Below are 21,305 nucleotides of genomic sequence, written 5' to 3' on the forward strand. Positions count from 1 at the left end.
AAGAGGCCAAAATGCCCACCACACCCCCAAATAAGGGAAAATCAGCCCATGAACCTGCTTTCTGCCGCAGCCAAAGTCAGCTCCTTGACCATGCTATCCCGCATTACGGGATTGGTTCGCGAGACCCTCATTGCCAGGAGCTTTGGGGCTTCCGAGTGGACGGATGCCTTTAATGTGGCCTTCCGGCTGCCTAATTTGCTCCGTAGGCTCTTTGCCGAAGGCGCTTTTTCTCAAGCTTTTGTCCCCATTCTGGGAGAGATCTCCAATCAAGGGGATCGCAATAAAACTCAGGGTCTAGTGGACGCCATCGCCACCCTCCTGTTTTGGGCCTTAGGCCTAACCGTTCTAATGGGAGTGATTGGCGCGCCTATTCTAGTTTTTATTATTGCTGCCGGGCTCAAAGGTGGGGGCGCTTACGACACCGCCATTTTGATGACCCAAATCATGTTTCCATACATTGGACTCATTTCCTTAGTATCCCTATCGGCCGGAATTCTGAACACCTTTGGACGCTTTGCCGTGCCCGCATTCACCCCCGTTCTTCTGAACCTTTGCCTTATTGGAGCTGCTGTTTTATTAGCCCCTCACTTAGAGCAACCCATTTACGCCCTGAGTGCTGGCGTCATTATTGGAGGCATTTTACAACTCGGCATTCAAATACCGGCGCTTTTAAAACTAAGACTTCTGCCGCGTATTGCTTTTTTTCCCAAGGCGATTAAATCGGCCTGGGGAAATCCAGATGCGCGTCGCGTCATTAAGTTAATGGTGCCCGCTGTATTTGCGGTATCGGTCGCCCAAATTTCTTTAATCATTAACACCAATATCGCCTCTCATTTACAAACTGGAAGTGTGTCGTGGCTATCCTATGCAGACCGACTGATGGAGTTTCCTACAGCACTTCTTGGTGTTGCACTAGGAACCGTATTACTTCCAAGCCTGAGTAAGGCGAATGCTAATCAAGACATTGCACATGCTGGGGAGCTTTTGGTTTGGGGTCTACGTCTTACCTTTTTACTAGCAGCCCCATGCGCATTGGCGCTCTTTCTGTTTGGCACACCAATCTCTGCTGTCCTATATCACTACGGTCAGTTCAACGCTCTAGATGTCGAAATGACTCGTCAAGCTCTCGCTGCTTATGGTGTTGGTCTAATCGGGCTCATCCTTGTCAAAATTTTAGCGCCCGGCTTTTACTCCCGCCAGGATATTCGTACGCCGGTCAAGATTGCTTTATTAGTATTGGTCTTTACTCAAATAGCCAATATCGCTCTAGTGCCTTTATTTGCACATGCTGGTCTAGCTCTATCGGTTGGTTTGGGGGCATGTCTGAATGCAGCGCTACTTTGGATTGGCCTTAGGAGAAAGGGTGCTTTGCCCAAAGCCGCTGGGTGGCTTAAATACATTACTCAACTTAGTATCGGTTTATTGCCCTTAGGCTTATTGCTCTTTTATGGTGCAAGCGCTCATGACTGGCTAGCGCTTCAAAGTAGCCCATGGATCCGTATAGCGTTTCTGGGGCTTTGGTTGATGTTTGCAGCCTTGCTCTACTTTGCCACTCTCTGGCTCGTTGGATTGCGCTGGCAAAATTTTCTGCGTCATGCAAAATAGCAAATATGCCGACTCAACAGCTCGATTACTTCTCTACCTTAGTTGCTGAGGACGAGCACTTTCCGCTTACTGAAGCAAGTATTGCGGTTGCACAACATGCCTTCCCTGATCTAGATGTTCAACACGTCTTAGATGAAATCGATCAGTTTGGTGATCGTCTAAAGAAACGTATTTCTGCCGATGCCTCTGCTGTGCAACGCTTGCAACAGCTAAAGCATTTCTTTTATACCGAGCTTGGTTTTGGCCCCAACCCCAATGATTTTTATGCCCCCGAGAACTCGTATATCCATCACGTCCTGCAAAGTCGTCGTGGTATTCCTATTTCTCTAGCCATCCTGATGATGGAGCTTGGCAATCAAATTGGTTTAAAAGTTAAAGGGATATCCTTTCCAAACCACTTTATGTTGCGCGTCTCACTCCCTCAGGGTGAGGTCATCATGGACCCCTTGACGGGCACCTCTCTGGCAAAGCATGAGTTACAAGAAATGCTAGACCCATACTTAGAAGCAAGGGGCTATGTTGGCGATCTGCAGCTACCACTAAATGTTTTTCTGAGGGTCTCTAGTTCTCGAGAAATCCTTTCGCGCTTCTTGCGTAACTTAAAACTGATATATACCGAACATGAACGCTGGGAGCGTTTACTGGGAGTACAACAACGCCTAGTTATTTTATTGCCAGACTCTCTCGAAGAAGTACGCGATCGAGGCTTAATTTTTGCTCAACTAGAATACTTGCGCCCGGCAATTGAAGATATGCAAACCTATCTCAGCGGACAACCGGATGCAAGTGATGCTGAAGAAATCCGAGAGCACATTTCGACCCTTGAAAATCAAGTTCGCCAACACTAAGTCTTTTGTTCTTGATGCCTACTAAGGTTTTATCCATCGTCGGCCCCACGGGAGTCGGCAAAAGTAATTTAGCGCTTTGGCTTGCGCGCCAATATAAAGACTTGGGGCGAGTTATTGAAATTATCAGCATGGACTCTGCCCTGGTGTACAAAGGTATGGATATAGGCACCGCCAAACCCTCCAAAGCAGAACAGGCAGAGGTGGCCCATCATCTGATTGATGTTTTAGACCCCAGCCAAAATTACTCTGCTGCACAATTTGCAAGCGATGCAAAAGAACTGATTTCTGACATCAAACAGCGAGGAAATATCCCGCTCATAGTCGGTGGCACGATGCTCTACTGGAGAGCTTGGGTCTATGGCTTTTCTAATCTACCCGCTGCAAACCCTGAGGTGCGCGCTCAATTAGACCGCGAAGCTGCTGAAATCGGCTGGCCTGCTATGCATGCAAAGTTAGCCATCTTGGACCCCGCTAGTGCAAAACGTCTTCAGCCAAACGACAGTCAACGGGTTCAGCGAGCCCTAGAGGTATTTGCACTTACTGGGCGACCGCTATCGGATCTCTTCGAAGAAACCCCGAGTCTGGCGGGTCGTAAGCAAGAGCCCACTCCTGATTGGGTAGAGGTAATCTCACTCGAGCCATTCGATCGAAAGACCTTGCACACGCGTCTAGAGCAACGTTTTGATCAAATGCTAGAGAGCAAATTCATTGAAGAGGTTGAACAACTTCTCAATCGTGGCGACCTGCATACCAATCTGCCAGCGATTCGGTCTGTCGGTTATCGACAAGTTTGGGAGTATCTAGCGGGGGATATTGATTTTGAGACGATGAAAGAAAAAGCATATGCTGCGACCCGACAACTCAGTAAACGGCAGATGACCTGGCTTCGAGCAATGGATCGTCGGGTATTTGATCCTTTCGATACAAAGCAAATGGATCTTGCCCAAAAACAATGTCTAGCCCTCTTGCAGTAACTTAGATCACGATCGTTTGGGGTGCCCCAGGCGGACGCGAAATAATCTCACCCAAACTCCAGGAATGAAGCCCCTGTTGATTAATGCTAGCAATGACTGCATCGGCATATTGATGGCTCACCACTACAACCATGCCAATTCCGCAATTAAATACCCGTACCATCTCTGCGTCGGCGACTCCGCCCTTCATTTGCAACCAGCGGAACAAATCTGGCATCTTCCAAGAATCTCGACGAAGGATCGCTTGCGTATTCTCGGGTAGAACGCGAGGTACGTTATCAACCAACCCACCTCCCGTAATATGTGCCAAACCCTTAATGGGATGTTGGGCCATCACACTTAACAATTGCTTGACGTAGATTTGGGTAGGCGCCATGACCACCTCACGCAATGAACGTCCGCCGATCTCTTCTGATGGCTTTGCGCCAGCTCGCTCGATAATCTTACGAATCAAAGAATAGCCATTGGAGTGCGCCCCGCTGGACGCAATACCGATTACTGCATCACCCGGTTTAATCGAAGCGCCATTAATAATTTTAGACTTTTCGACCACGCCGACTGCGAAGCCCGCTAAATCATATTCGCCCGGCGGATACATGCCTGGCATCTCAGCGGTCTCGCCACCGATCAATGCGCACCCCGCTAACTCGCAGCCCTTAGCAATGCCGGCCACGACGGTTGTCGCTGTATCGACTGACAGCTTGCCGCAAGCAAAATAATCGAGGAAAAATAGAGACTCGGCCCCCTGAACCAAAATATCATTCACACTCATGGCGACTAAATCTTGGCCAATGGTCTCATGACAATTCCACTCAAAGGCTAATTTAAGCTTCGTTCCGACGCCATCCGTGCCTGACACTAGAACGGGCTCCTGATATCGCTTAGGGACCTCAAAAAGAGCCCCAAAGCCGCCTATTCCGGCCAACACGCCATCTCGCATGGTTTTCTTGGCCAAAGGCTTAATACGGTCTACCAAGGCATCGCCGGCGTCAATGTCGACCCCAGCGTCACGGTAGGAGAGTCCTTGGGATGAGGGGGGCTTAGAGGAATTGTTCATCGTTTAATCTTTGGGAAATCAGGGAAATCCGCTTATTCGTTCAATTTGATCGGTAGAATCTCTGAATTCTAGAGTATGAGGCCGTATGGCAGAAATTTTTACCCCCTTCCTCTTCGCTTTTATATTGGCTTATATCCTGCGGCCGGTCTGTCTTCGCTTGGAGACAATAGGTCTGGGTAAAGCCCTTGCTAGCACTATCAGCATTCTTTTTGGCCTAAGCGTACTGGCAGTCATCCTTCTATTGCTAATCAATCTGCTGCGCCATGAAATCCCCCTGATTAAGGCTCAGCTACCTATTTGGTTACAAAGTATCCAAACGTGGCTTGCGCCAAAACTATTAAGCCTCAATATAGATATTGATTGGCAGGCCCTACGAGAAGCCATTACCCAAAAGATCACTGCGCATTTTTCTGCAAACGCCAATCAGATTTTGAGTACCAGCATGGAAACTGTTTTGGCCTCCGGTAGTTCTGTATTGGGCGGGTTTGTCAACTTCATCCTAATTCTCTTTGTACTCTTTTACTTACTAATCGATTGGGATCACTTTTTTGCTTTACTCAAACAATTGATTCCAATTCGCTTTCAAGTAACCGCACAAATCCTCGTCAGCGAAACCGATGGGCTGCTCTCCCAATACTTACGCGGACAGATATTGGTCATTTTGATCATGGCGGTTTTCTACAGCGCCGGTCTTAGTCTGACCGGTATGGAAGGAGCGCTTGGTCTTGGGGTCTTTACCGCCTTGGTTATTGTTATTCCATATATCGGCATTGCAATTGGCCTGGTTCTGGCTATCCTTTCTGCCATTCTGCAATTTGGCTTTGGTGCTGAGCTAATCGTAGTCTTGGTGATTTTTGGTATTGGACAGGTGCTGGAAGGGTTTTTCCTAACCCCGCGCCTTGTGGGCGAACGCATTGGTTTACATCCGGTCGCCGTCCTATTTGCCTTATTGATCTTCGCTAAATTGTTTGGCTTCTTTGGGGTCCTGCTGGCATTACCTGCCAGCGCAATCGTGCTGGTCTTGATTCGCTTTGTATGGTCGCAATACGAACAAAGCGCGTGGTATCGCAAATAACGAAGTGTTCATGAATCATTCATCCGCCCTACCACGTCAATTTGCACTGGACCTTAACCAAACGCCCCCTGCTTCACTTCATAATTTCTTAGTCAGCGGCAATGAAGAGCTGAAAAATACACTTGAGCGATCTATTGCTGCTTGGCCATCAGCCTCAGAGAGAGAAGTGCTGATTGAGGAACGTTGGCTCTATTGGTGGGGAAACAACGGTTGTGGTCGAACTCATCTTCTTAAGGCAATGTCATATGCTGCCAAGGAACGCGCTATAGCCTTTATCGAACTTAACCCCAATCAACCTAATGCTTGGATTGAGTGCGAGGATCAATTATCTCGCTCCTATAGCAAAGAGGTAATTGTGATGACGGTAGACGATGTTGATCAGCTTGACGATCGGCTACAGGCAAGTCTTTTTCGAATACTCAACTTGGTTCATGCAAACTCTAACTACTTTGTTTACCTAGCTGGAAGTATGGCGCCCAACGGTTTAGAGCTTCGTGAAGATCTTCGTACCCGTCTTGCTTGGGGACTTATTTTTCAGATTCACCCACTGACCGACTCTGAAAAAGTGTCTGCACTCACCCATGCTGCTAAGGAGCGGGGCTTAAATTTGTCGGTTGACGTTCTACCCTGGCTTATCAGTCATTTTTACCGAGATATGCCTAGTTTGATGGCATTACTTGATGCTCTTGATGCGCACTCGCTTGAAACCAAACGAGCAATTACGTTGCCATTGGTTCGTGAACTTCTTCAAATTGCAGGGACTAAATCATGAGTCGTTTGGCATTATTTGATCTCGATCACACCCTCTTACCTTTTGATAGTGATTACGAGTGGGGGCAATTTTTAGTTCGCCAGGGAGTTGTTGATGGTGACCAATACGCCAAATCAAACGAGCAGTTTTATGCTGATTATAAAGTTGGTAAATTAGACATTGATGCGTTCTTACGCTTTGCTCTCAAACCTTTGTCTGAAAATACACGGGAACAACTACAACAGTGGCATGATGCCTTTATGCGCGAAAAAATTTATGGGCAGCTACATCCCAATGCATTGGCCTTGGTCAAAAAACATCAAGCAGTTGGTGACTTATGTTGTGTGGTGACGGCCACAAATAGCTTTGTCACACGCCCCATTGTGAAAGCCTTTGGCATTGATCATTTGGTTGCGACTGATCCTGCCACTGAAAATAATCAAGCCCATGGACGCTTTACGGGCAAGGTCGCTGGGCTGCCGAGCTTTAAGGAAGGTAAGGTAACACGAGTAAACGCCTGGCTTCAAGAGCAGGGTTTATCCCTTGACAGCCTCGAGAAGAGTTACTTTTATTCAGACTCGATGAACGATCTTCCCTTATTGGAATACGTCAGCAATCCCGTTGCTACTAATCCGGATGGACGTTTACGGGCTGAAGCAGAAAAACGTCATTGGCCAATTTTGGAGCTTTTCTCTTCATCCAATAATCTAAATACCCTTCATGATTACTAAGTTCCTCGATCGTCTTTTGCGTCGAGGTCCGCGCCCTAAATCCAATCAATCTGGGGCCACCCTTGTTGCTCATAAAGTCCACAAAAAGACCCATCGGATTAATCCTGGGCTTTTATCAAAGAATGCGGTCAAAGTAACCCACACCCTTCAGCAGGCTGGTTACAAAGCCTACATTGTTGGCGGCGCGGTTCGTGACCTCGTTTTAGGTATTGCACCAAAAGATTTTGATGTGGCTACCAATGCAACCCCCGAACAAGTACAAAAATTATTTCGGCGCTCCCGTTTAATTGGGCGTCGCTTTCAAATCGTACACGTTACTTTTTTTGGTAAAGAGCGTCCCGAGATCATTGAGGTTTCTACGTTTAGAGCAGTTCTTGAAAGTGTTGGGGAGCATGTGGCTGAGAGTGGGCGTATCTTGCGCGACAACGTCTGGGGTACCCATGCTGAAGATGCAGCACGTAGGGATTTCACGATTAATGCAATGTACTACGATCCCGCCAGCGAGACCGTTCTCGACTATCACGGAGGGATGGCGGATATTCGTTCCAAAACAATCCGCATGATTGGCAATCCCATTAAACGGTATCGCGAGGATCCTATCCGCATGCTGCGGGCGATTCGGTTTGCTGCCAAAACAAATTTTCAGATTGAGTCAGAAACTCGAAAGCCGATTGCGGAGCTGGGTGATCTCATTCACGATGTACCAAGCGCCCGACTGTTTGATGAGATCCTGAAGCTGCTAATGTCTGGGCATGCATGGGCAGGCATTCAAGCATTACACGATGCGGGACTCCATCATGGCTTACTGCCATTGATTGATAAAGCCCTAGCGAATGACCAGTCAGCACAATTTATTCAACGTGCTTTGCGTAATACCGATGAGCGAATACAGGCTGGTAAATCGGTTTCACCCGGGTTTTTATTTGCCTCACTTCTGTGGCCCGATTTAGAGCAGCGCTGGCAAGCATTGGTAGCTGGTGGCATGCCCAACTTACCCGCTCTGCATGCCGCCATCGATGACACCATTGCACAACAAAATACGGGTATCTCGGTACAGCGTCGTCACGAGGGAGATATGCGTGATATTTGGACCATGCAGCCCGGTTTTGAGAAACGTAATGGTCGCTACCCCTATCGCCTACTTGAAGTGCCCCGCTTTAGAGCGGGTTACGACTTTATGCTTTTACGAAGTCAGGTTGGCTCTTGCCATGCAAGCCTTGGACAATGGTGGACCGACTTTATTCATGCAGACCTATCCGAACGTGAAAATCTCATCGCTAGGGCTAAGGACGATGGCCTCCCTTCCACACAAACCCCAGCTGGCCCTAATAAGAGAAGGCGGCACCGCTCAAAACGCTCTAATTCAGAGGCTGAAACTACTCTTGATTTTGAAATAAATGGCGGCAAGCAAAATTAAGCTTTTTTGAGTAAAGTAGGTCATATTTCAAATGGGACAGATATGGCGAAGGCCTTTATTGGATTTGGTGGAAACATTGGGGATGCTCGGCAGATCATCACCGATGCCATTGTTTGCCTAGCCCAACATATCGAAGTTCATATTGTTAATAAGAGTTGTTTTTATCAAAGCGCCCCCGTTGATGCGGTCGGCGGTGACTACATCAATGCAGTAGTTGAAATTGATACAGAACTCAATCCTTATGGCCTGCTTTATGTTTGTCAAACCATCGAACAACAATTTGGGCGCGAGCGCCCCTTTGCAAATGCACCGCGCACACTTGATTTGGATATCTTGTTTTTTGAGGGAATCCAACAAAATCACTCCGACCTAACTATTCCGCATCCACGGATTACAGAGCGCTCTTTTGTCATTCTTCCTCTTCTAGAAATCTGTCCTGATTTTTTCCTACCCGAACACGGTCACTTAAAAACCTTCCTCCCAAAAATTGCTGAGCAACGCATTAAACGACTCACTTGTAAACATTGTGATTGCGGTCTCCAGGTTCATTAGCTCCTAGACGGCCCTGATTGTTAGCCCCTAGCGGCCTCGATTAGAATTACCTTATGAGCTACCTTCAAGACAATAAGCCCATCACCATTTCTAAACTACTTGCCATGCATGCAGATAGAGAGAAGATTGCTGTTTTAACAGCCTACGACTCGACCATGAGTGCCTTGCTTAATCGCTGTGGTGTTGAAGTGATCTTAGTGGGTGACTCACTGGGCAATGTAGTACAGGGGCACACCAGCACTACCCCCGTCACCATTAAAGAAATGGCTTATCACACCGAGTGTGTTGCGCGCACCAATACGCAGGCTTTTTTGATTGCTGATCTCCCCTTCGCTAGCTATGGTGATCCGATGCAAGCGCTAGAGTCCTCCGCTGAGCTTATGCGAGCTGGAGCCGATATGGTGAAGTTAGAGGGTGGCACATGGCAAATTGATGTGATTCAGTACCTAGTTGAACGAAGTGTTCCTGTATGCGCTCACCTTGGTCTCTTACCTCAATCTGTTCATTTACTGGGTGGGTATAAAGTGCAAGGTAAATCAAAAGATGATGCTACCCATATGCTGGAACAGGCTCATGCTTGCGAGGCGGCGGGCGCACAAATGCTTGTGCTTGAGGCTATTCCTTCGGCCCTAGGAGAAATGATTACGAAGTCACTTCGTATTCCAACCATTGGTATTGGTGCGGGACCCAATTGCTCTGGACAGGTCTTAGTGCTTCCTGACATGTTGGGTATTAGTCCTGGCAAACCACCGAAATTTGTCAAAGACTTTATGGCAGATCACTCTTCGATCGAAGCGGCGATTAAAGCCTATGTGAAAGAAGTAAAGTCCGGGAAATTCCCCGGACCCGAGCACAGCTTTGCTTCTTAAGTTTTAGTTAAAAAAGCTTTTCATTCGATCAAACCAACCCTCTTGCTGAGGGCTATGTTTCTTTCTACCCGTCTTTAAGGACTCTTCAAACCGCTTCAGCATTTCTTTTTGCTCGTCCGATAACTTAACCGGGGTCTCTAGGACCACATGAACATATAAGTCGCCCAGGAGGGACGAACGTAATTGTTTAATACCTTTACTCCGAAGACGGAAGGTCTTACCAGTTTGAGTTCCCTCGGGAATGCTCAATTCCACTCTGCCGCCTAATGTAGGCACCTCAATCTCACCCCCAAGGGTTGCGGTCGAGAAGGAGATGGGCATTTGCACATGCAAGTCACTACCATCACGTTCAAATACGGAGTGTTCTTTAACATGAACCTCGACATATAAATCACCGGCAGGGCCTCCGTTAACACCAGGCTCTCCATTCCCTACAGAACGAACTCGCATCCCATCATCGATCCCCGCTGGGATTTTGATCTCAAGCGTTTTTTGCTCTTTAGTCTTGCCAGTTCCATGACAACTTTTGCAGGGCTTCGGAATGTATTTTCCAGTCCCTCGGCATTTTGGACAGGTCTGCTGCATCGAGAAAAACCCTTGGGCAATACGCACCTGACCATTGCCATCACAGGTAGGACAAACCTCTACTTTCGAGCCAGGCTCTGCACCTGCTCCGCTACATACTTTGCAAGTACTCCAACTGGGCACTCGAATCTGGGTGGTGTAGCCCTCAGCTGCCTGCTCTAAGGTAATCTCCATGTTGTAGCGCAGATCTGCGCCCTTATAAACCTGGGGCCCAGAACTTCTACCTTGTCCAAAGATGTCGCCAAAGATGTCACCAAAGGCGTCCGCAAAACCGCCTGCGCCGGCAAAGCCGCCCATACTGGGGTCTACTCCAGCATGACCATACTGATCATATGCGCCACGCTTTTGAGGATCTGACAATGTCTCATAAGCTTCTTTAGCTTCTTTGAAATTTGCCTCAGCCCCTGGATTATCAGGATTACGGTCTGGATGGTATTTCATGGCAAGCTTACGGTAGGCTTTTTTTAAGTCCTCCTCGCTGGCAGTTTTTCCAACCCCTAATACTTCATAAAAATCTCGTTTACCAGTTGCCACAGCGCACCCTTTTCCTGAAAGATAAAAACGAGAAGTCGGCACAGGGCCGACTCATCGCATTTACTTACTAATTTCTAGAGACTACTTCTTATCGTTTACCTCTTTAAAGTCGGCATCCACTACCTCGGGATCATTGGCTTTTGCCTCGCCCGCTGGCTTTGCAGCACCGCCGGGATTCGCTTTCGCCTGCTCCGCAGCATACGCTTTCTCGCCAAGCTTTTGGCTCACTTTTGCTAAAGCCTCGGTCTTTGTTTCCATGGCCGCCTTATCGGTTCCTTTAATAGCTTCCTCTAGCTCCTTTAGGGCCGATTCAATAGCATCCTTCTCACCTGCATCCAAACTGCTACCGTGCTCTTCCAAAGCCTTCTTCGTGGAATGCGCCAGAGCATCTGCAGCATTTCTAGCGGTTACTAACTCGAGTAGCTTACGATCTTCTTCAGCGTTTGCTTCAGCATCTTTTACCATGCGCTGAATTTCTTCTTCCGAAAGACCAGAGTTTGCTTTAATCGTGATCTTATTCTCTTTACCCGAGGCTTTATCTTTAGCCGTCACATGCAAAATACCATTGGCATCGATATCAAAGGTCACCTCAATCTGAGGCAATCCACGGGCTGATGGAGGAATTCCTTCCAAATTGAACTCACCCAGCATCTTATTGGCACTCGCCATCTCGCGCTCCCCTTGGAAGCACTTAATGGTTACGGCAGGCTGATTATCTTCTGCAGTTGAGAATACTTGCGAGTGCTTGGTTGGAATCGTCGTGTTTTTCTGAATCATCTTGGTCATGACGCCACCCAAGGTCTCGATACCAAGGGATAAAGGAGTTACATCCAAAAGTAATACGTCTTTACGATCGCCGGCCAATACAGAACCCTGAATTGCAGCACCGACAGCAACTGCTTCATCAGGATTGACATCTTTACGTGGCTCTTTACCAAAGATCGCCTTCACTTGTTCTTGAACTTTTGGCATGCGGGTTTGGCCGCCCACCAAAATGACATCGTCAATATCGGATGAGGATACGCCGGCATCTTTCATGGCAACTTGGCATGGGCCCATCGTGCGAGTGATTAACTCTTCGACCAAGGACTCCAACTTAGAACGGGTTAGTTTTAAGTTGAGATGCTTAGGACCGCTTGCATCTGCGGTTACATAAGGCAGGTTAATTTCTGTTTGCTGGGAAGATGAAAGCTCAATCTTGGCCTTCTCCGCTGCATCCTTTAAGCGCTGTAAAGCTAATACGTCTTTGCTGAGATCAACTCCTTGTTCTTTCTTGAACTCGGCAATAATCCAGTCAATAATGCGCTGGTCAAAATCTTCACCGCCCAAAAAGGTGTCACCGTTAGTGGACAACACCTCAAACTGTTTTTCCCCGTCAACATTGGCGATCTCAATAATGGAAACGTCAAACGTACCACCACCGAGGTCATAAACTGCAATTTTGCGATCGACCTTATCTTGCTTGTCCAACCCAAAGGCTAATGCTGCAGCAGTGGGCTCATTGATAATTCGCTTTACCTCTAAACCAGCAATCCGTCCTGCATCTTTAGTAGCTTGACGCTGACTATCATTAAAGTAAGCTGGAACAGTAATGACTGCTTCTGTAACCTCTTCACCGAGATAGTCCTCCGCGGTCTTTTTCATCTTACGTAATACTTCAGCTGATACCTGCTGGGGTGCAATTTTCTTATCACGTACCGATACCCAAGCATCGCCATTATCAGCAGAAATAATGCTGTAAGGCATCAGACCGATATCTTTTTGGACTTCAGCATCGGTAAATTTACGGCCAATTAAACGCTTGACCGCGTACACCGTATTCTTAGGGTTAGTAACCGACTGGCGCTTTGCAGGAGCCCCAACCAATACTTCTCCATCCTCCATATACGCAATGATGGAGGGGGTTGTTCTAGTGCCCTCGGCGTTTTCAATCACCTTCGGTGCATTGTTTTCAATAACGGAAACGCAGGAGTTAGTTGTTCCTAAGTCAATTCCAATAATCTTTCCCATAATGGCTCCAAAATAAATAAATTAGTACTGCCCAATACTTCATAGATGGGGGCTATTTCATGGATTTCAAGGGGGCTAAGCCCTTGAATTTACTAAATTCTTTAATTATTTTGCTTGGCTAACCGTTACCAAGGCAGGTCGCAAGACCCGATCGGCAATCAAAAAGCCCCTTTGGAGAACCGAAACCACTGTATTCGCATCCTGCTCCGATGGAACCATAGAAATGGCCTGATGTTGGTGGGGATCAAATTTAGAACCAGGGGCTGGATTAATCTCAATCAAGCGCCCTTTCTCAAAGGCAGAAATTAATTGTTTCAGCGTAATCTCTAGCCCCTCTTTAAACGCCTTAGCATCACCCGCTTCGGTGGCAAGAGCCGCATATAAGCTATCGCTCACTGGAATTAAATGCTCAGCAAAACCTTCAATCGCAAACTTATGTGCTTTTGCAATATCTTCCATTGCGCGCCGCCGGATGTTCTCGCCCTCGGCCTTGGCTCGTAGAAAGCTGTCCTGCATCTCAGTCAGTTTTTGAGTAGCCTGCGCCAGTTGCTCCTCAATGCTTAGATTGAGTTCGCCACCTTCACCTGCAGCAGTCTCTTGATTGGCTAAATTTTCTGTATGGAGTTCTTGCTCAGATTTGTTTTCATTCATAACGGTACCTTATCTACTAAACCATAGTTGGGGGCAATACCCGCCAATTTCAAGAGGCTTGGTCGCCAGCGGCAATCTTTGCCGAGACCTCCTGAGCACGACACTCCCGCACAGCCAAGTCTGCTGCTGAATCTGGAACGCTCGGCCACCCTTGCATATGGGCTTGCGCAATCTGTTCCAAGGCAGAAATAAATGCAGGATCATCATTTAAGCAGGGAATATATCGATAATCACCACCACCATACTCATGGAATATCTCTTGCCCCTCCATCGCAATCTCTTCGAGAGTTTCTAAGCAGTCCGCTGGGAAGCCGGGACACACAATATCAATATGTGGGCAAGAATCCTTACCCAAGCCCTCAAGCGTAAGAGCAGTGTATGGCTTTAACCACTCGGCCCGACCAAAACGTGACTGAAAGGTGACGTGGTATTGATTTGGCTCCAACCCCAGAGCCTCTCCTAATAGACGACCTGTTTTTAAACATTCGCAATGGTAGGGATCGCCTTGCATCAAATTACGCTTGGGCAGACCATGAAAGGACATCACCAACTTCGCGCCCTTCGCAAAATCGGGTCGACCATTTTGGGTCCAATACTCCTCAATTTTCTGGCGCAAGGCATCAATATAGGCAGGGCTATCGTGGTAGTGCTTGACCAAACGTAATTCGGGTTGATTGCGCCACCGTTTTAAAACGTCAAAAACTTCATCAAAGCTCGAGGCACTGGTGGTTGCAGAGTATTGCGGATAAAGAGGCAATAAGAGAAGACGTTCAACATTCTCTTGCCGAAAACGCTCCAGCACCTCTGCAATCGAGGGCTTGCCATAGCGCATCGCCAGATCAACAATCACACTAGGGTTGCTGGTACTAAAGCGTGCCTGTAATCCAAGAGCTTGGGCCTTGGAGTACACCAACAAAGGAGACCCTTCCTGCATCCAAATCGAGGCATATTTTTTGGCCGAAGCGCCACTGCGAATTGGCAAAATGATTCCATGCAAAATCAACCACCAGACCAAGCGTGGGATTTCAACAACACGGGGGTCTGATAAAAATTGCTTGAGATACGTTCGCACTGCCGAACGAGTTGGTGCTTCTGGTGTGCCCAGATTGATTACCAAAATACCAGTACGAGCAGAACGAAGATGAGGGCTGGTGTTCAAATGAAATCCAAACTAAATAATTAAGTAGTACTCAGGGCGCCACTTAAAAGCTTTGAAGTAATGTCCACAATCGGAATCACGCGATCATACGCCATCCTTGTCGGGCCAATAACACCTAAGGTGCCCACTATTTTGCCATCGACACTATAGGGTGCGCTGATCACTGCTAAATCCTCATAGGGTAATAACTCACTTTCACCGCCAATAAATATCTGAATTCCATCAGCGTGGCTAGAGATGTCAAGTAATTGCATCAAAACTGATTTCTGCTCAAGCATGTCAAACATCTTGCGCAATTTACTTAAGTTAGAGCTAAGCTCACCCACATCCAATAAATGCCTCTCCCCAGAGATCACCATATCAGGATGCGTTAATCTAGAATCTGCCACTCCATTCTCAAGCGCCAAGGTCATTAAACCCGCAATATCTCCTCGCAAGTGATCAAGCTCGGCACGCAATCGAGCGCTGACATCTGAAAAACTCTTTCCAGAAAAATGGGCATTGATATAGTTACTTGCCTCGACCAACTGACTTGGGGTGTAATCCTGGGTGGTCGGCAAAATACGATTTTGCACATCCCCTTGAGGGGTAACCAAGATCAGTAAAATTTTTCCCTCGCCCAAACGTAAGAACTCAATGTGTTTAAAAATCTGGGAGCGCTTGGGAGTCATGACAACGCCTGCAAAATGGGTCAAGCTCGATAAAAGTTGCGCTGCTGAATTAATGACCTTCTGAGGGGAGTCTGGATACAAAGAACGCTCGACCTCTCTCGATGCTAATTCCTCCAAAGGCCTAATGGTCAACATCGTATCGACAAACAAGCGATACCCGCGGGGGGTGGGGATACGGCCAGCAGAGGTATGCGGGCTCGTTACAAAACCCATCTCCTCAAGGTCGGCCATGACATTGCGGATGGTAGCGGCAGATAAATCAAGGCCAGAGAACCGGGATAGGGTTCTGGAGCCCACCGGCTGTCCTTCCTCGATGTATCTCTCGATGAGGGTTTTCAGCAGAAGTTTGGAGCGATCATCCATGATTGGAGTAATTTTATGCCTATGGTTTAATCGTTGTATGTTAAGCCCTTCAAGCCAGCCCTTACAGAAGAAATTTAGACGCGTTACCTTAGTTGGTAAGCATCAGGCCGATGGTATTGGCCAGCATCTACAGGAATTAGCTAATATCCTTATCCAACAAGGCTGTGAGCTGAGTATTGAGTCTGAAACGGCGGCTCATCTACAGCTCAAAGGCAGCAAAACCCTGCGTCTGTCTGACTTTAGAGATTCCACCGATTTGGCGGTCATTTTGGGAGGTGATGGGACCATGCTGGGTATTGGGCGCCAAATTGCAGGAAGCGATGTTCCTCTGCTTGGCATCAATATGGGGCGCCTTGGCTATATGACCGATATCCCTTTTGAGGATGCAAAAACGGTCCTCCCTGAAATCCTCCAAGGGCACTATGAGATCGACTCTCGCTCGCTCTTAGAGGCTGCCGTCTCTCGAAATGGCAAAGAAATCCATCGTGGATTGGCCCTCAATGATGTTGTGGTAAATCGTTCCGGCCTGTCTGGAATGGTTGAACTTAAAGTCCATGTCAATCAGTCGTTTATGTATAACCAACGCTCCGATGGCTTAATTGTTTCAACACCGACTGGCTCAACCGCCTACGCCCTGTCTGCTGGCGGCCCAATTTTGCATCCTAGGGTTCCGGGTATCGTTTTGGTTCCCATTGCACCTCATGCGCTATCCAATCGCCCCATTGTCCTCGCTCAAGAATCCATTATTGCGATCGAGGTGGTTGGCGGTCGTGAAGTGATTGTCAACTTTGACATGCAATCGCTTACTAAATTACAAATTGGCGACCGTGTTGAAGTACGGCTCTCCGAAAAATCTATTTCTCTCCTACATCCTTTGGGTCACAGCGACTACCAAACCTTACGAGAAAAATTGCATTGGAACGAATATCCTTCTACGTTTTAATCTGGGTAGATAGACATGCTTCAATCATTAGCTTTACGTGATTTTGTAATCGTCGACCAACTTGAGCTCGACTTTGTAGAGGGCTTTAGTGTTTTAACGGGTGAAACAGGTGCGGGTAAATCGATTCTGCTAGATGCGCTTGGATTGGCACTCGGTGAGCGGGCAGACAGCAGCCAGATCCGTGAGGGCTGTCAGCGCGCAGAAATTACAGCTATTTTTAGGATAGACAAAAGACTAGAAACAGAAATGAATACGTGGTTAGGCGCGCATGACCTACCTCTTGAGGATGGGGGTAAAAGCCTGATCCTAAAACGAAGTATTGACAACACAGGCCGTAGTCGGTCTTTTATTAATGGCAGTAGCGCCTCTTTAAATCAACTCCGTGAGGCTGGCGACCGTCTGGTCGATATCCATGGGCAACATGCGCACCAGCTTCTTCTAAAAACAGGTGCGCAACGGGAGTTGCTAGATCGCCATGCTGGACTGGATGATTTAATAACCCAAGTTTCTGAATCATTCAAGGCTATGAGTGCCACTCAGAAAAAGCTAGAGCAAGCAGAATCTGCGGGCGCAGATATACAACGAGAACGAGAGCGTTTGGAATGGCAACTCGAGGAACTCAATGATATTGCCCCGCAAGCCAATGAGTGGGCCGAAATCAAAAATGATCACTCACGCTTAGCTAATGCAGCGAAGATTATTCAGGGAAGCCAGGCAACAATTGATCTTCTCAGTGAATCAGACCACTCCATTGAGTCGCAACTGAATCAAGCCAAACAAGAAATAGATGCTCTCGCAGAGCATGACCCTGCCCTGCATCAAGTAGCAGAAAGTTTAAACGTTGCCCAGATTCAATTGGATGAAGCTCTCCATAGTCTCAATCGTTATTTGCAAAAAATGGATTTGGATCCAGATCGACTTGCGGAAGTGGATGTGCGAATGCAAGTACTTCATACGGCAGCACGTAAATATAAAGTGAATCCAGACGATTTAGCCCAACTTTGGATCGATACGCAAGAAAAATTAGATGCATTGACTGCTGCGCAAAATATAGAAGTACTACGTCAGCAATTTCAAGATCAAGAAGCCAAGTTCATAAAGCTTGCGAAAGAGCTCTCACAAAAGCGCCAGAAGGCGGCTCAACAGCTTAGCAAAGAGATTAGCGCTGCCATGCAAACGCTGGCTATGTCTGGAGGTCAGCTACAGATTATGTTAAGCCCATCTGAGCCGAGTGCCAAAGGTATTGACCATGTGGAGTACTTAATTGCAGCGCATGCTGGAAGCACTCCCCGCCCCCTAGCAAAAGTAGCCTCTGGCGGTGAACTGGCGCGCATTAGCCTAGCGATTAGTGTCATTACCAGCCAGGCAAGCTTTACCCCTACTCTTATTTTTGATGAGGTCGATTCTGGAATTGGTGGTGCAGTGGCACAGACCGTTGGTGAGCTACTCAAGCAGCTTGGTCAATCTCACCAAATATTGTGCGTAACCCATCTGGCACAAGTTGCCGCTCAGGGCAATCATCACTTTAAAGTCGCAAAAACACAAATGAGTGGAAAAACTAGTTCTGACGTAAGTTCTTTAGGACGGCAAGAACGAATTGAAGAAATCGCCAGAATGTTGGGCGGCACCACCATTACGGATACCACTCGTCGTCACGCTCGAGAACTTCTTGATCAGTCTTAAGTTGTTCACTTAGGGGCGTGATGGCGCACCAAAGACTTGATTCCAGAGAGCACTAACGTAGGTTCTGGCGTTTGCAAATTCAGGGTGTTGGTCAATATCAATGCGCGTTTTTTCTGCGCCATCCAAACGTAAGCGGTGTTGCTGCGCCCTAAATATTCGATAGGCGTTGGCAATTTCTAAGGCCTGTACATCGGTAATAAGTTCATGCTCTGCAGCAATTCGGAGTAATGCAATATTCCCTAAATTACCCAGTAAAGCAGGAAATTGCTTCGCATAGGCCAAAACAAAAAATTGCACCATAAACTCAATATCAACCATTCCCCCAGGGTCATGCTTTAGATCAAAGTCTGAGGATGCATTTGGATGGCCAGCATGGACCTTGTGGCGCATCTCAATAATCTCATTTTTGAGTTCATTCGTTTTGCGTTCCTGCGATAGAACCTCCTTACGGATCTCCTCAAAGCGCTTGCCAACATCGGGGTTGCCTGCTGCAAAGCGTGCCCGTGAGATCGCCTGATGCTCCCAAACCCATGCCGCATTATCACCTTCGCGCAACTGATATCGTCTAAACGAATCTAGACTGGTCACCAAAAATCCTGCTGCGCCATTCGGACGTAAGCGTGTATCAATCTCAAATAAAGTGCCTGCTGCTGTTAAGGTTGTTAGCCAATTAATCATTCGTTTGCCCAAGATTGAAAAAACCTCTTGAGCTGATTGGTCACTCGCTGGGGCATCGTATAAAAATACGAGATCCAGATCGGATGCATACCCTAACTCCTTGCCACCCAATTTGCCGTAGGCGATGACTGCAAACTGCGGTAATTTCTTGACATCTACAGAAAACTTTTGGGCAACAGTTGGCCAAACACGTTCATAGGTAACCTGCAAAATTAGATCGGCTAGAGCGGAGAGTCGATCACTTACTCGCTCGACACTTAAACCCTCTGGGGCGCCAATCCCCAAATCTGCTAAGAGAATTAAGAAGGTCTCCGTGTGGTGTGTAATACGCAAAATATCCATTGCATGATCAGGGCTTGCATGGTCATCAAGAGCGTCATCTAAGCGCATATCCAAATCGATCTTGACCTTTTTCCAATAACTATCTGGATCGTGGATTAGCTCTGACTGAGCGCTAGCGGATAAAAGGTCATCCAATAAGTGAGGGTGTCTAGCGAGATACTGAGCCGCCCATTGAGAGGAGCTCAAGAGTAAAAGCACCTTTTGTAATGCATTGGAATACTCTGCCAAAATAGATAAATAAGCACCGCGCCTAGAAATTGCTTCGAGCAAGTCAAAGAAACGTAATAGGGTTTGATCTGCGTCACCGACATTTGAGACAGTGATATCTGTTGCAGCTTTTTTAAGCAAACCTCGGATCACCAAACGACTTTTTTCTGGTAAAGCCTTTACGCGAGAGCTATCCTGCCAACTTTGCCAACGCTCGTGCACTTTTGGAAATAGAGCGGGATCGGGCTGCCAATCCATATCGTTTGCATCGAGTTGCAAACGACCGCCCGCATCCAAAGAGAATGCTTTCTCAAAGTAACGTGCCACTCGATTCTGGTGATCGTTGAACTCTTGTAAAAATGTCTCGAGCGTAATGACTTGATCTGGTCCGGCCATAGCCTGGGCAAGCTGTAAACGCGCTTCATCACTTTCTGGAAAATAATGGGTTTGCTGATCTTCCCAAATCTGTATTCGATGCTCTAGGCGTCGTAAGAATACGTAAGCCCCCTTTAAGTCATGAATTTCTTCAGGACTCATCAGTTGATTGGCTTCTAATAGATCTAACACCTCTAAGGTTGGGCGAATCCGTAAACGAGGATCTGTGCCGCCACGCATGAGTTGAAACATTTGTGCCAGAAATTCAATTTCACGAATTCCGCCTCGGCCTAATTTAATATCCCGCGATCGGCCACTACGGTTGCTACTTCGCTTCTCTGCTTCACGCTGAATTTGTGCATGTAACTCACGAATCGCCGCAATCACCCCATAGTCCAAATGACGACGATAGACAAATGGACGAATAATTTGCTCTAGACCCTTTTCACACCGAGCGTGATCGGGGTGATCTTTTAGGGGATAAATCATGCGACCTTTGATCCAAGCGTAGCGCTCCCACTCTCGACCTTGAACAAAGAGATATTCTTCGAGCATTTCTAAACTACAAACCAATGGGCCAGAATCTCCATTGGGCCTTAGTCGCATATCGACCCGAAAAACAAAACCATTGACATCGTGTTCAGAAATAATTCTGATAAGGCGACGCCCGAGTTTTGTAAACCACTCGTGGTTCGAGATCGAGCTAGAGCCACCTCGGGTATCGCCCTCTTCTTCATACAAAAAGATTAGGTCAATATCGGATGAAAGATTGAGTTCCTTTCCCCCCAACTTACCCATGCCCACAATCATGAGCGGCAACTCGTAGTCGGCTAAACGAGCCCATGGCAAGCCAAATCGGCTATTAAGATCTCGGCGAATATAAGCTACCGTCAATGCCAAACTCTGCTGAGCAAAGTAACTCAGGGCATGCGTAACCTCATCAAGAGTTGCCAAGCCATTAAGGTCTCGATACGCAATCCATAGCATTAAGCGCTGGCGGGCAAGGCGTAACTCGCTCATTAAGGCAGACTCTTCAAGACCCTCTTGACCCAAGGACTGCCGCAAGGATAGAAGCAATCCGTCTATCTGCTTAGGCTCAATGGGGGTATGAAGTCTCTCCTCAAGCCATCCTCGCCATTGCTGCTGTGCCCCTAGCCAACGGCTGGCAAATAAGGAGTGGTTCTCTAGAAAAGTAAGAGCAGTTTGGGTATTGACCATATCTAAT

The 21,305-nt window shown here is 47.4% G+C and carries 18 protein-coding genes; 11 read left to right on the forward strand and 7 right to left on the reverse strand.

All coding sequences use genetic code 11. From position 1 onward, the window contains the following. The first annotated feature begins 48 nt into the window (after positions 1-48). From murJ to miaA, 3 genes are read left to right on the forward strand one after another with little or no spacing between them, the layout of a single operon-like run. Positions 49-1,605 carry a murein biosynthesis integral membrane protein MurJ gene (gene murJ / locus NKE59_RS08135; protein WP_353438473.1) on the forward strand — a complete coding sequence of 519 codons (1,557 nt, stop codon included), beginning with the start codon at positions 49-51 and terminating at the stop codon, positions 1,603-1,605. Positions 1,606-1,610: 5 nt separating this feature from the next. Then, a complete protein-coding gene (locus tag NKE59_RS08140; RefSeq protein ID WP_353438474.1) occupies positions 1,611-2,453 on the forward strand; it encodes a SirB1 family protein in 843 nt (280 codons plus the stop codon). A 14-nt stretch (positions 2,454-2,467) separates the two neighbouring features. Next, positions 2,468-3,427, forward strand: coding sequence for a tRNA (adenosine(37)-N6)-dimethylallyltransferase MiaA (miaA, locus tag NKE59_RS08145; RefSeq protein ID WP_353438475.1), 960 nt, complete (start codon positions 2,468-2,470; stop codon positions 3,425-3,427). Position 3,428: 1 nt separating this feature from the next. Here miaA and purM read toward each other — a convergent pair whose 3' ends face one another. Next, the gene (gene purM / locus NKE59_RS08150; RefSeq protein WP_353438476.1) at positions 3,429-4,484 is read right to left on the reverse strand and encodes a phosphoribosylformylglycinamidine cyclo-ligase; all 1,056 of its coding nucleotides are present in this window, start codon (positions 4,482-4,484) and stop codon (positions 3,429-3,431) included. A gap of 85 nt (positions 4,485-4,569) precedes the next feature. Here purM and NKE59_RS08155 point away from each other — a divergent pair, with 85 nt between their 5' ends. The 6 genes from NKE59_RS08155 to panB are packed head-to-tail and all read left to right on the forward strand — an operon-like array spanning position 4,570 to position 9,879. Beyond that, positions 4,570-5,559, forward strand: a complete 990-nt coding sequence (locus tag NKE59_RS08155; protein ID WP_353438477.1) for an AI-2E family transporter — start codon at positions 4,570-4,572, stop codon at positions 5,557-5,559. Between the two features lie 10 nt (positions 5,560-5,569). Beyond that, positions 5,570-6,331 carry a DnaA regulatory inactivator Hda gene (hda, locus tag NKE59_RS08160; RefSeq protein WP_353438478.1) on the forward strand — a complete coding sequence of 254 codons (762 nt, stop codon included), beginning with the start codon at positions 5,570-5,572 and terminating at the stop codon, positions 6,329-6,331. After that, positions 6,328-7,041: an HAD family hydrolase gene (locus NKE59_RS08165; RefSeq protein WP_353438479.1), complete on the forward strand. Its 714-nt coding sequence runs from the start codon at positions 6,328-6,330 to the stop codon at positions 7,039-7,041. The genes hda and NKE59_RS08165 overlap by 4 nt, the downstream gene beginning before the upstream one ends. After that, positions 7,031-8,458 carry a polynucleotide adenylyltransferase PcnB gene (gene pcnB / locus NKE59_RS08170; RefSeq protein WP_353438480.1) on the forward strand — a complete coding sequence of 476 codons (1,428 nt, stop codon included), beginning with the start codon at positions 7,031-7,033 and terminating at the stop codon, positions 8,456-8,458. Before NKE59_RS08165 ends, pcnB begins: the two co-directional genes overlap by 11 nt. A gap of 42 nt (positions 8,459-8,500) precedes the next feature. After that, positions 8,501-9,010: a 2-amino-4-hydroxy-6-hydroxymethyldihydropteridine diphosphokinase gene (folK, locus tag NKE59_RS08175; RefSeq protein WP_353438481.1), complete on the forward strand. Its 510-nt coding sequence runs from the start codon at positions 8,501-8,503 to the stop codon at positions 9,008-9,010. Positions 9,011-9,063: 53 nt separating this feature from the next. Continuing rightward, complete coding sequence (gene panB, locus NKE59_RS08180; protein ID WP_353438482.1) at positions 9,064-9,879, forward strand: 3-methyl-2-oxobutanoate hydroxymethyltransferase; 816 nt, start codon at positions 9,064-9,066, stop codon at positions 9,877-9,879. 3 nt (positions 9,880-9,882) lie between these two features. Here panB and dnaJ read toward each other — a convergent pair whose 3' ends face one another. From dnaJ to hrcA, 5 genes are all read right to left on the reverse strand, one after another. Further along, positions 9,883-10,998, reverse strand: a complete 1,116-nt coding sequence (dnaJ, locus tag NKE59_RS08185; RefSeq protein WP_353438483.1) for a molecular chaperone DnaJ — start codon at positions 10,996-10,998, stop codon at positions 9,883-9,885. Between the two features lie 81 nt (positions 10,999-11,079). Beyond that, positions 11,080-13,008 carry a molecular chaperone DnaK gene (gene dnaK, locus NKE59_RS08190; RefSeq protein ID WP_353438484.1) on the reverse strand — a complete coding sequence of 643 codons (1,929 nt, stop codon included), beginning with the start codon at positions 13,006-13,008 and terminating at the stop codon, positions 11,080-11,082. Positions 13,009-13,113: 105 nt separating this feature from the next. Continuing rightward, positions 13,114-13,659 carry a nucleotide exchange factor GrpE gene (gene grpE / locus NKE59_RS08195; RefSeq protein ID WP_353438485.1) on the reverse strand — a complete coding sequence of 182 codons (546 nt, stop codon included), beginning with the start codon at positions 13,657-13,659 and terminating at the stop codon, positions 13,114-13,116. Between the two features lie 49 nt (positions 13,660-13,708). Further along, the gene (gene hemH, locus NKE59_RS08200; RefSeq protein WP_353438486.1) at positions 13,709-14,818 is read right to left on the reverse strand and encodes a ferrochelatase; all 1,110 of its coding nucleotides are present in this window, start codon (positions 14,816-14,818) and stop codon (positions 13,709-13,711) included. 20 nt (positions 14,819-14,838) lie between these two features. Next, the gene (gene hrcA, locus NKE59_RS08205) at positions 14,839-15,855 is read right to left on the reverse strand and encodes a heat-inducible transcriptional repressor HrcA (protein WP_353439940.1); all 1,017 of its coding nucleotides are present in this window, start codon (positions 15,853-15,855) and stop codon (positions 14,839-14,841) included. Between the two features lie 34 nt (positions 15,856-15,889). Between hrcA and NKE59_RS08210 the strand changes: the two genes are divergently transcribed. Both NKE59_RS08210 and recN read left to right on the forward strand, forming a co-directional pair. After that, a complete protein-coding gene (locus NKE59_RS08210) occupies positions 15,890-16,795 on the forward strand; it encodes an NAD kinase (protein WP_353438487.1) in 906 nt (301 codons plus the stop codon). Positions 16,796-16,810: 15 nt separating this feature from the next. Then, positions 16,811-18,478 carry a DNA repair protein RecN gene (gene recN, locus NKE59_RS08215; protein ID WP_353438488.1) on the forward strand — a complete coding sequence of 556 codons (1,668 nt, stop codon included), beginning with the start codon at positions 16,811-16,813 and terminating at the stop codon, positions 18,476-18,478. A gap of 9 nt (positions 18,479-18,487) precedes the next feature. On the opposite strand, the gene glnE is transcribed toward recN, so the two are convergent. Beyond that, a complete protein-coding gene (gene glnE / locus NKE59_RS08220; protein ID WP_353438489.1) occupies positions 18,488-21,298 on the reverse strand; it encodes a bifunctional [glutamate--ammonia ligase]-adenylyl-L-tyrosine phosphorylase/[glutamate--ammonia-ligase] adenylyltransferase in 2,811 nt (936 codons plus the stop codon). Positions 21,299-21,305 lie beyond the last annotated feature (7 nt).

This window comes from Polynucleobacter sp. UK-FUSCHL-C3 (assembly GCF_040409815.1).
GTDB lineage: Bacteria > Pseudomonadota > Gammaproteobacteria > Burkholderiales > Burkholderiaceae > Polynucleobacter.

Coding starts and splice junctions, on each gene's coding strand:
- murJ (WP_353438473.1), top strand. CDS start 49: ATGAACCTGCTTTCTGCCGCAGCCAAAGTCAGCTCCTTGACCATGCTA.
- NKE59_RS08140 (WP_353438474.1), top strand. CDS start 1,611: ATGCCGACTCAACAGCTCGATTACTTCTCTACCTTAGTTGCTGAGGAC.
- miaA (WP_353438475.1), top strand. CDS start 2,468: ATGCCTACTAAGGTTTTATCCATCGTCGGCCCCACGGGAGTCGGCAAA.
- purM (WP_353438476.1), bottom strand. CDS start 4,484: ATGAACAATTCCTCTAAGCCCCCCTCATCCCAAGGACTCTCCTACCGT.
- NKE59_RS08155 (WP_353438477.1), top strand. CDS start 4,570: ATGGCAGAAATTTTTACCCCCTTCCTCTTCGCTTTTATATTGGCTTAT.
- hda (WP_353438478.1), top strand. CDS start 5,570: ATGAATCATTCATCCGCCCTACCACGTCAATTTGCACTGGACCTTAAC.
- NKE59_RS08165 (WP_353438479.1), top strand. CDS start 6,328: ATGAGTCGTTTGGCATTATTTGATCTCGATCACACCCTCTTACCTTTT.
- pcnB (WP_353438480.1), top strand. CDS start 7,031: ATGATTACTAAGTTCCTCGATCGTCTTTTGCGTCGAGGTCCGCGCCCT.
- folK (WP_353438481.1), top strand. CDS start 8,501: ATGGCGAAGGCCTTTATTGGATTTGGTGGAAACATTGGGGATGCTCGG.
- panB (WP_353438482.1), top strand. CDS start 9,064: ATGAGCTACCTTCAAGACAATAAGCCCATCACCATTTCTAAACTACTT.
- dnaK (WP_353438484.1), bottom strand. CDS start 13,008: ATGGGAAAGATTATTGGAATTGACTTAGGAACAACTAACTCCTGCGTT.
- grpE (WP_353438485.1), bottom strand. CDS start 13,659: ATGAATGAAAACAAATCTGAGCAAGAACTCCATACAGAAAATTTAGCC.
- NKE59_RS08210 (WP_353438487.1), top strand. CDS start 15,890: ATGTTAAGCCCTTCAAGCCAGCCCTTACAGAAGAAATTTAGACGCGTT.
- recN (WP_353438488.1), top strand. CDS start 16,811: ATGCTTCAATCATTAGCTTTACGTGATTTTGTAATCGTCGACCAACTT.
- glnE (WP_353438489.1), bottom strand. CDS start 21,298: ATGGTCAATACCCAAACTGCTCTTACTTTTCTAGAGAACCACTCCTTA.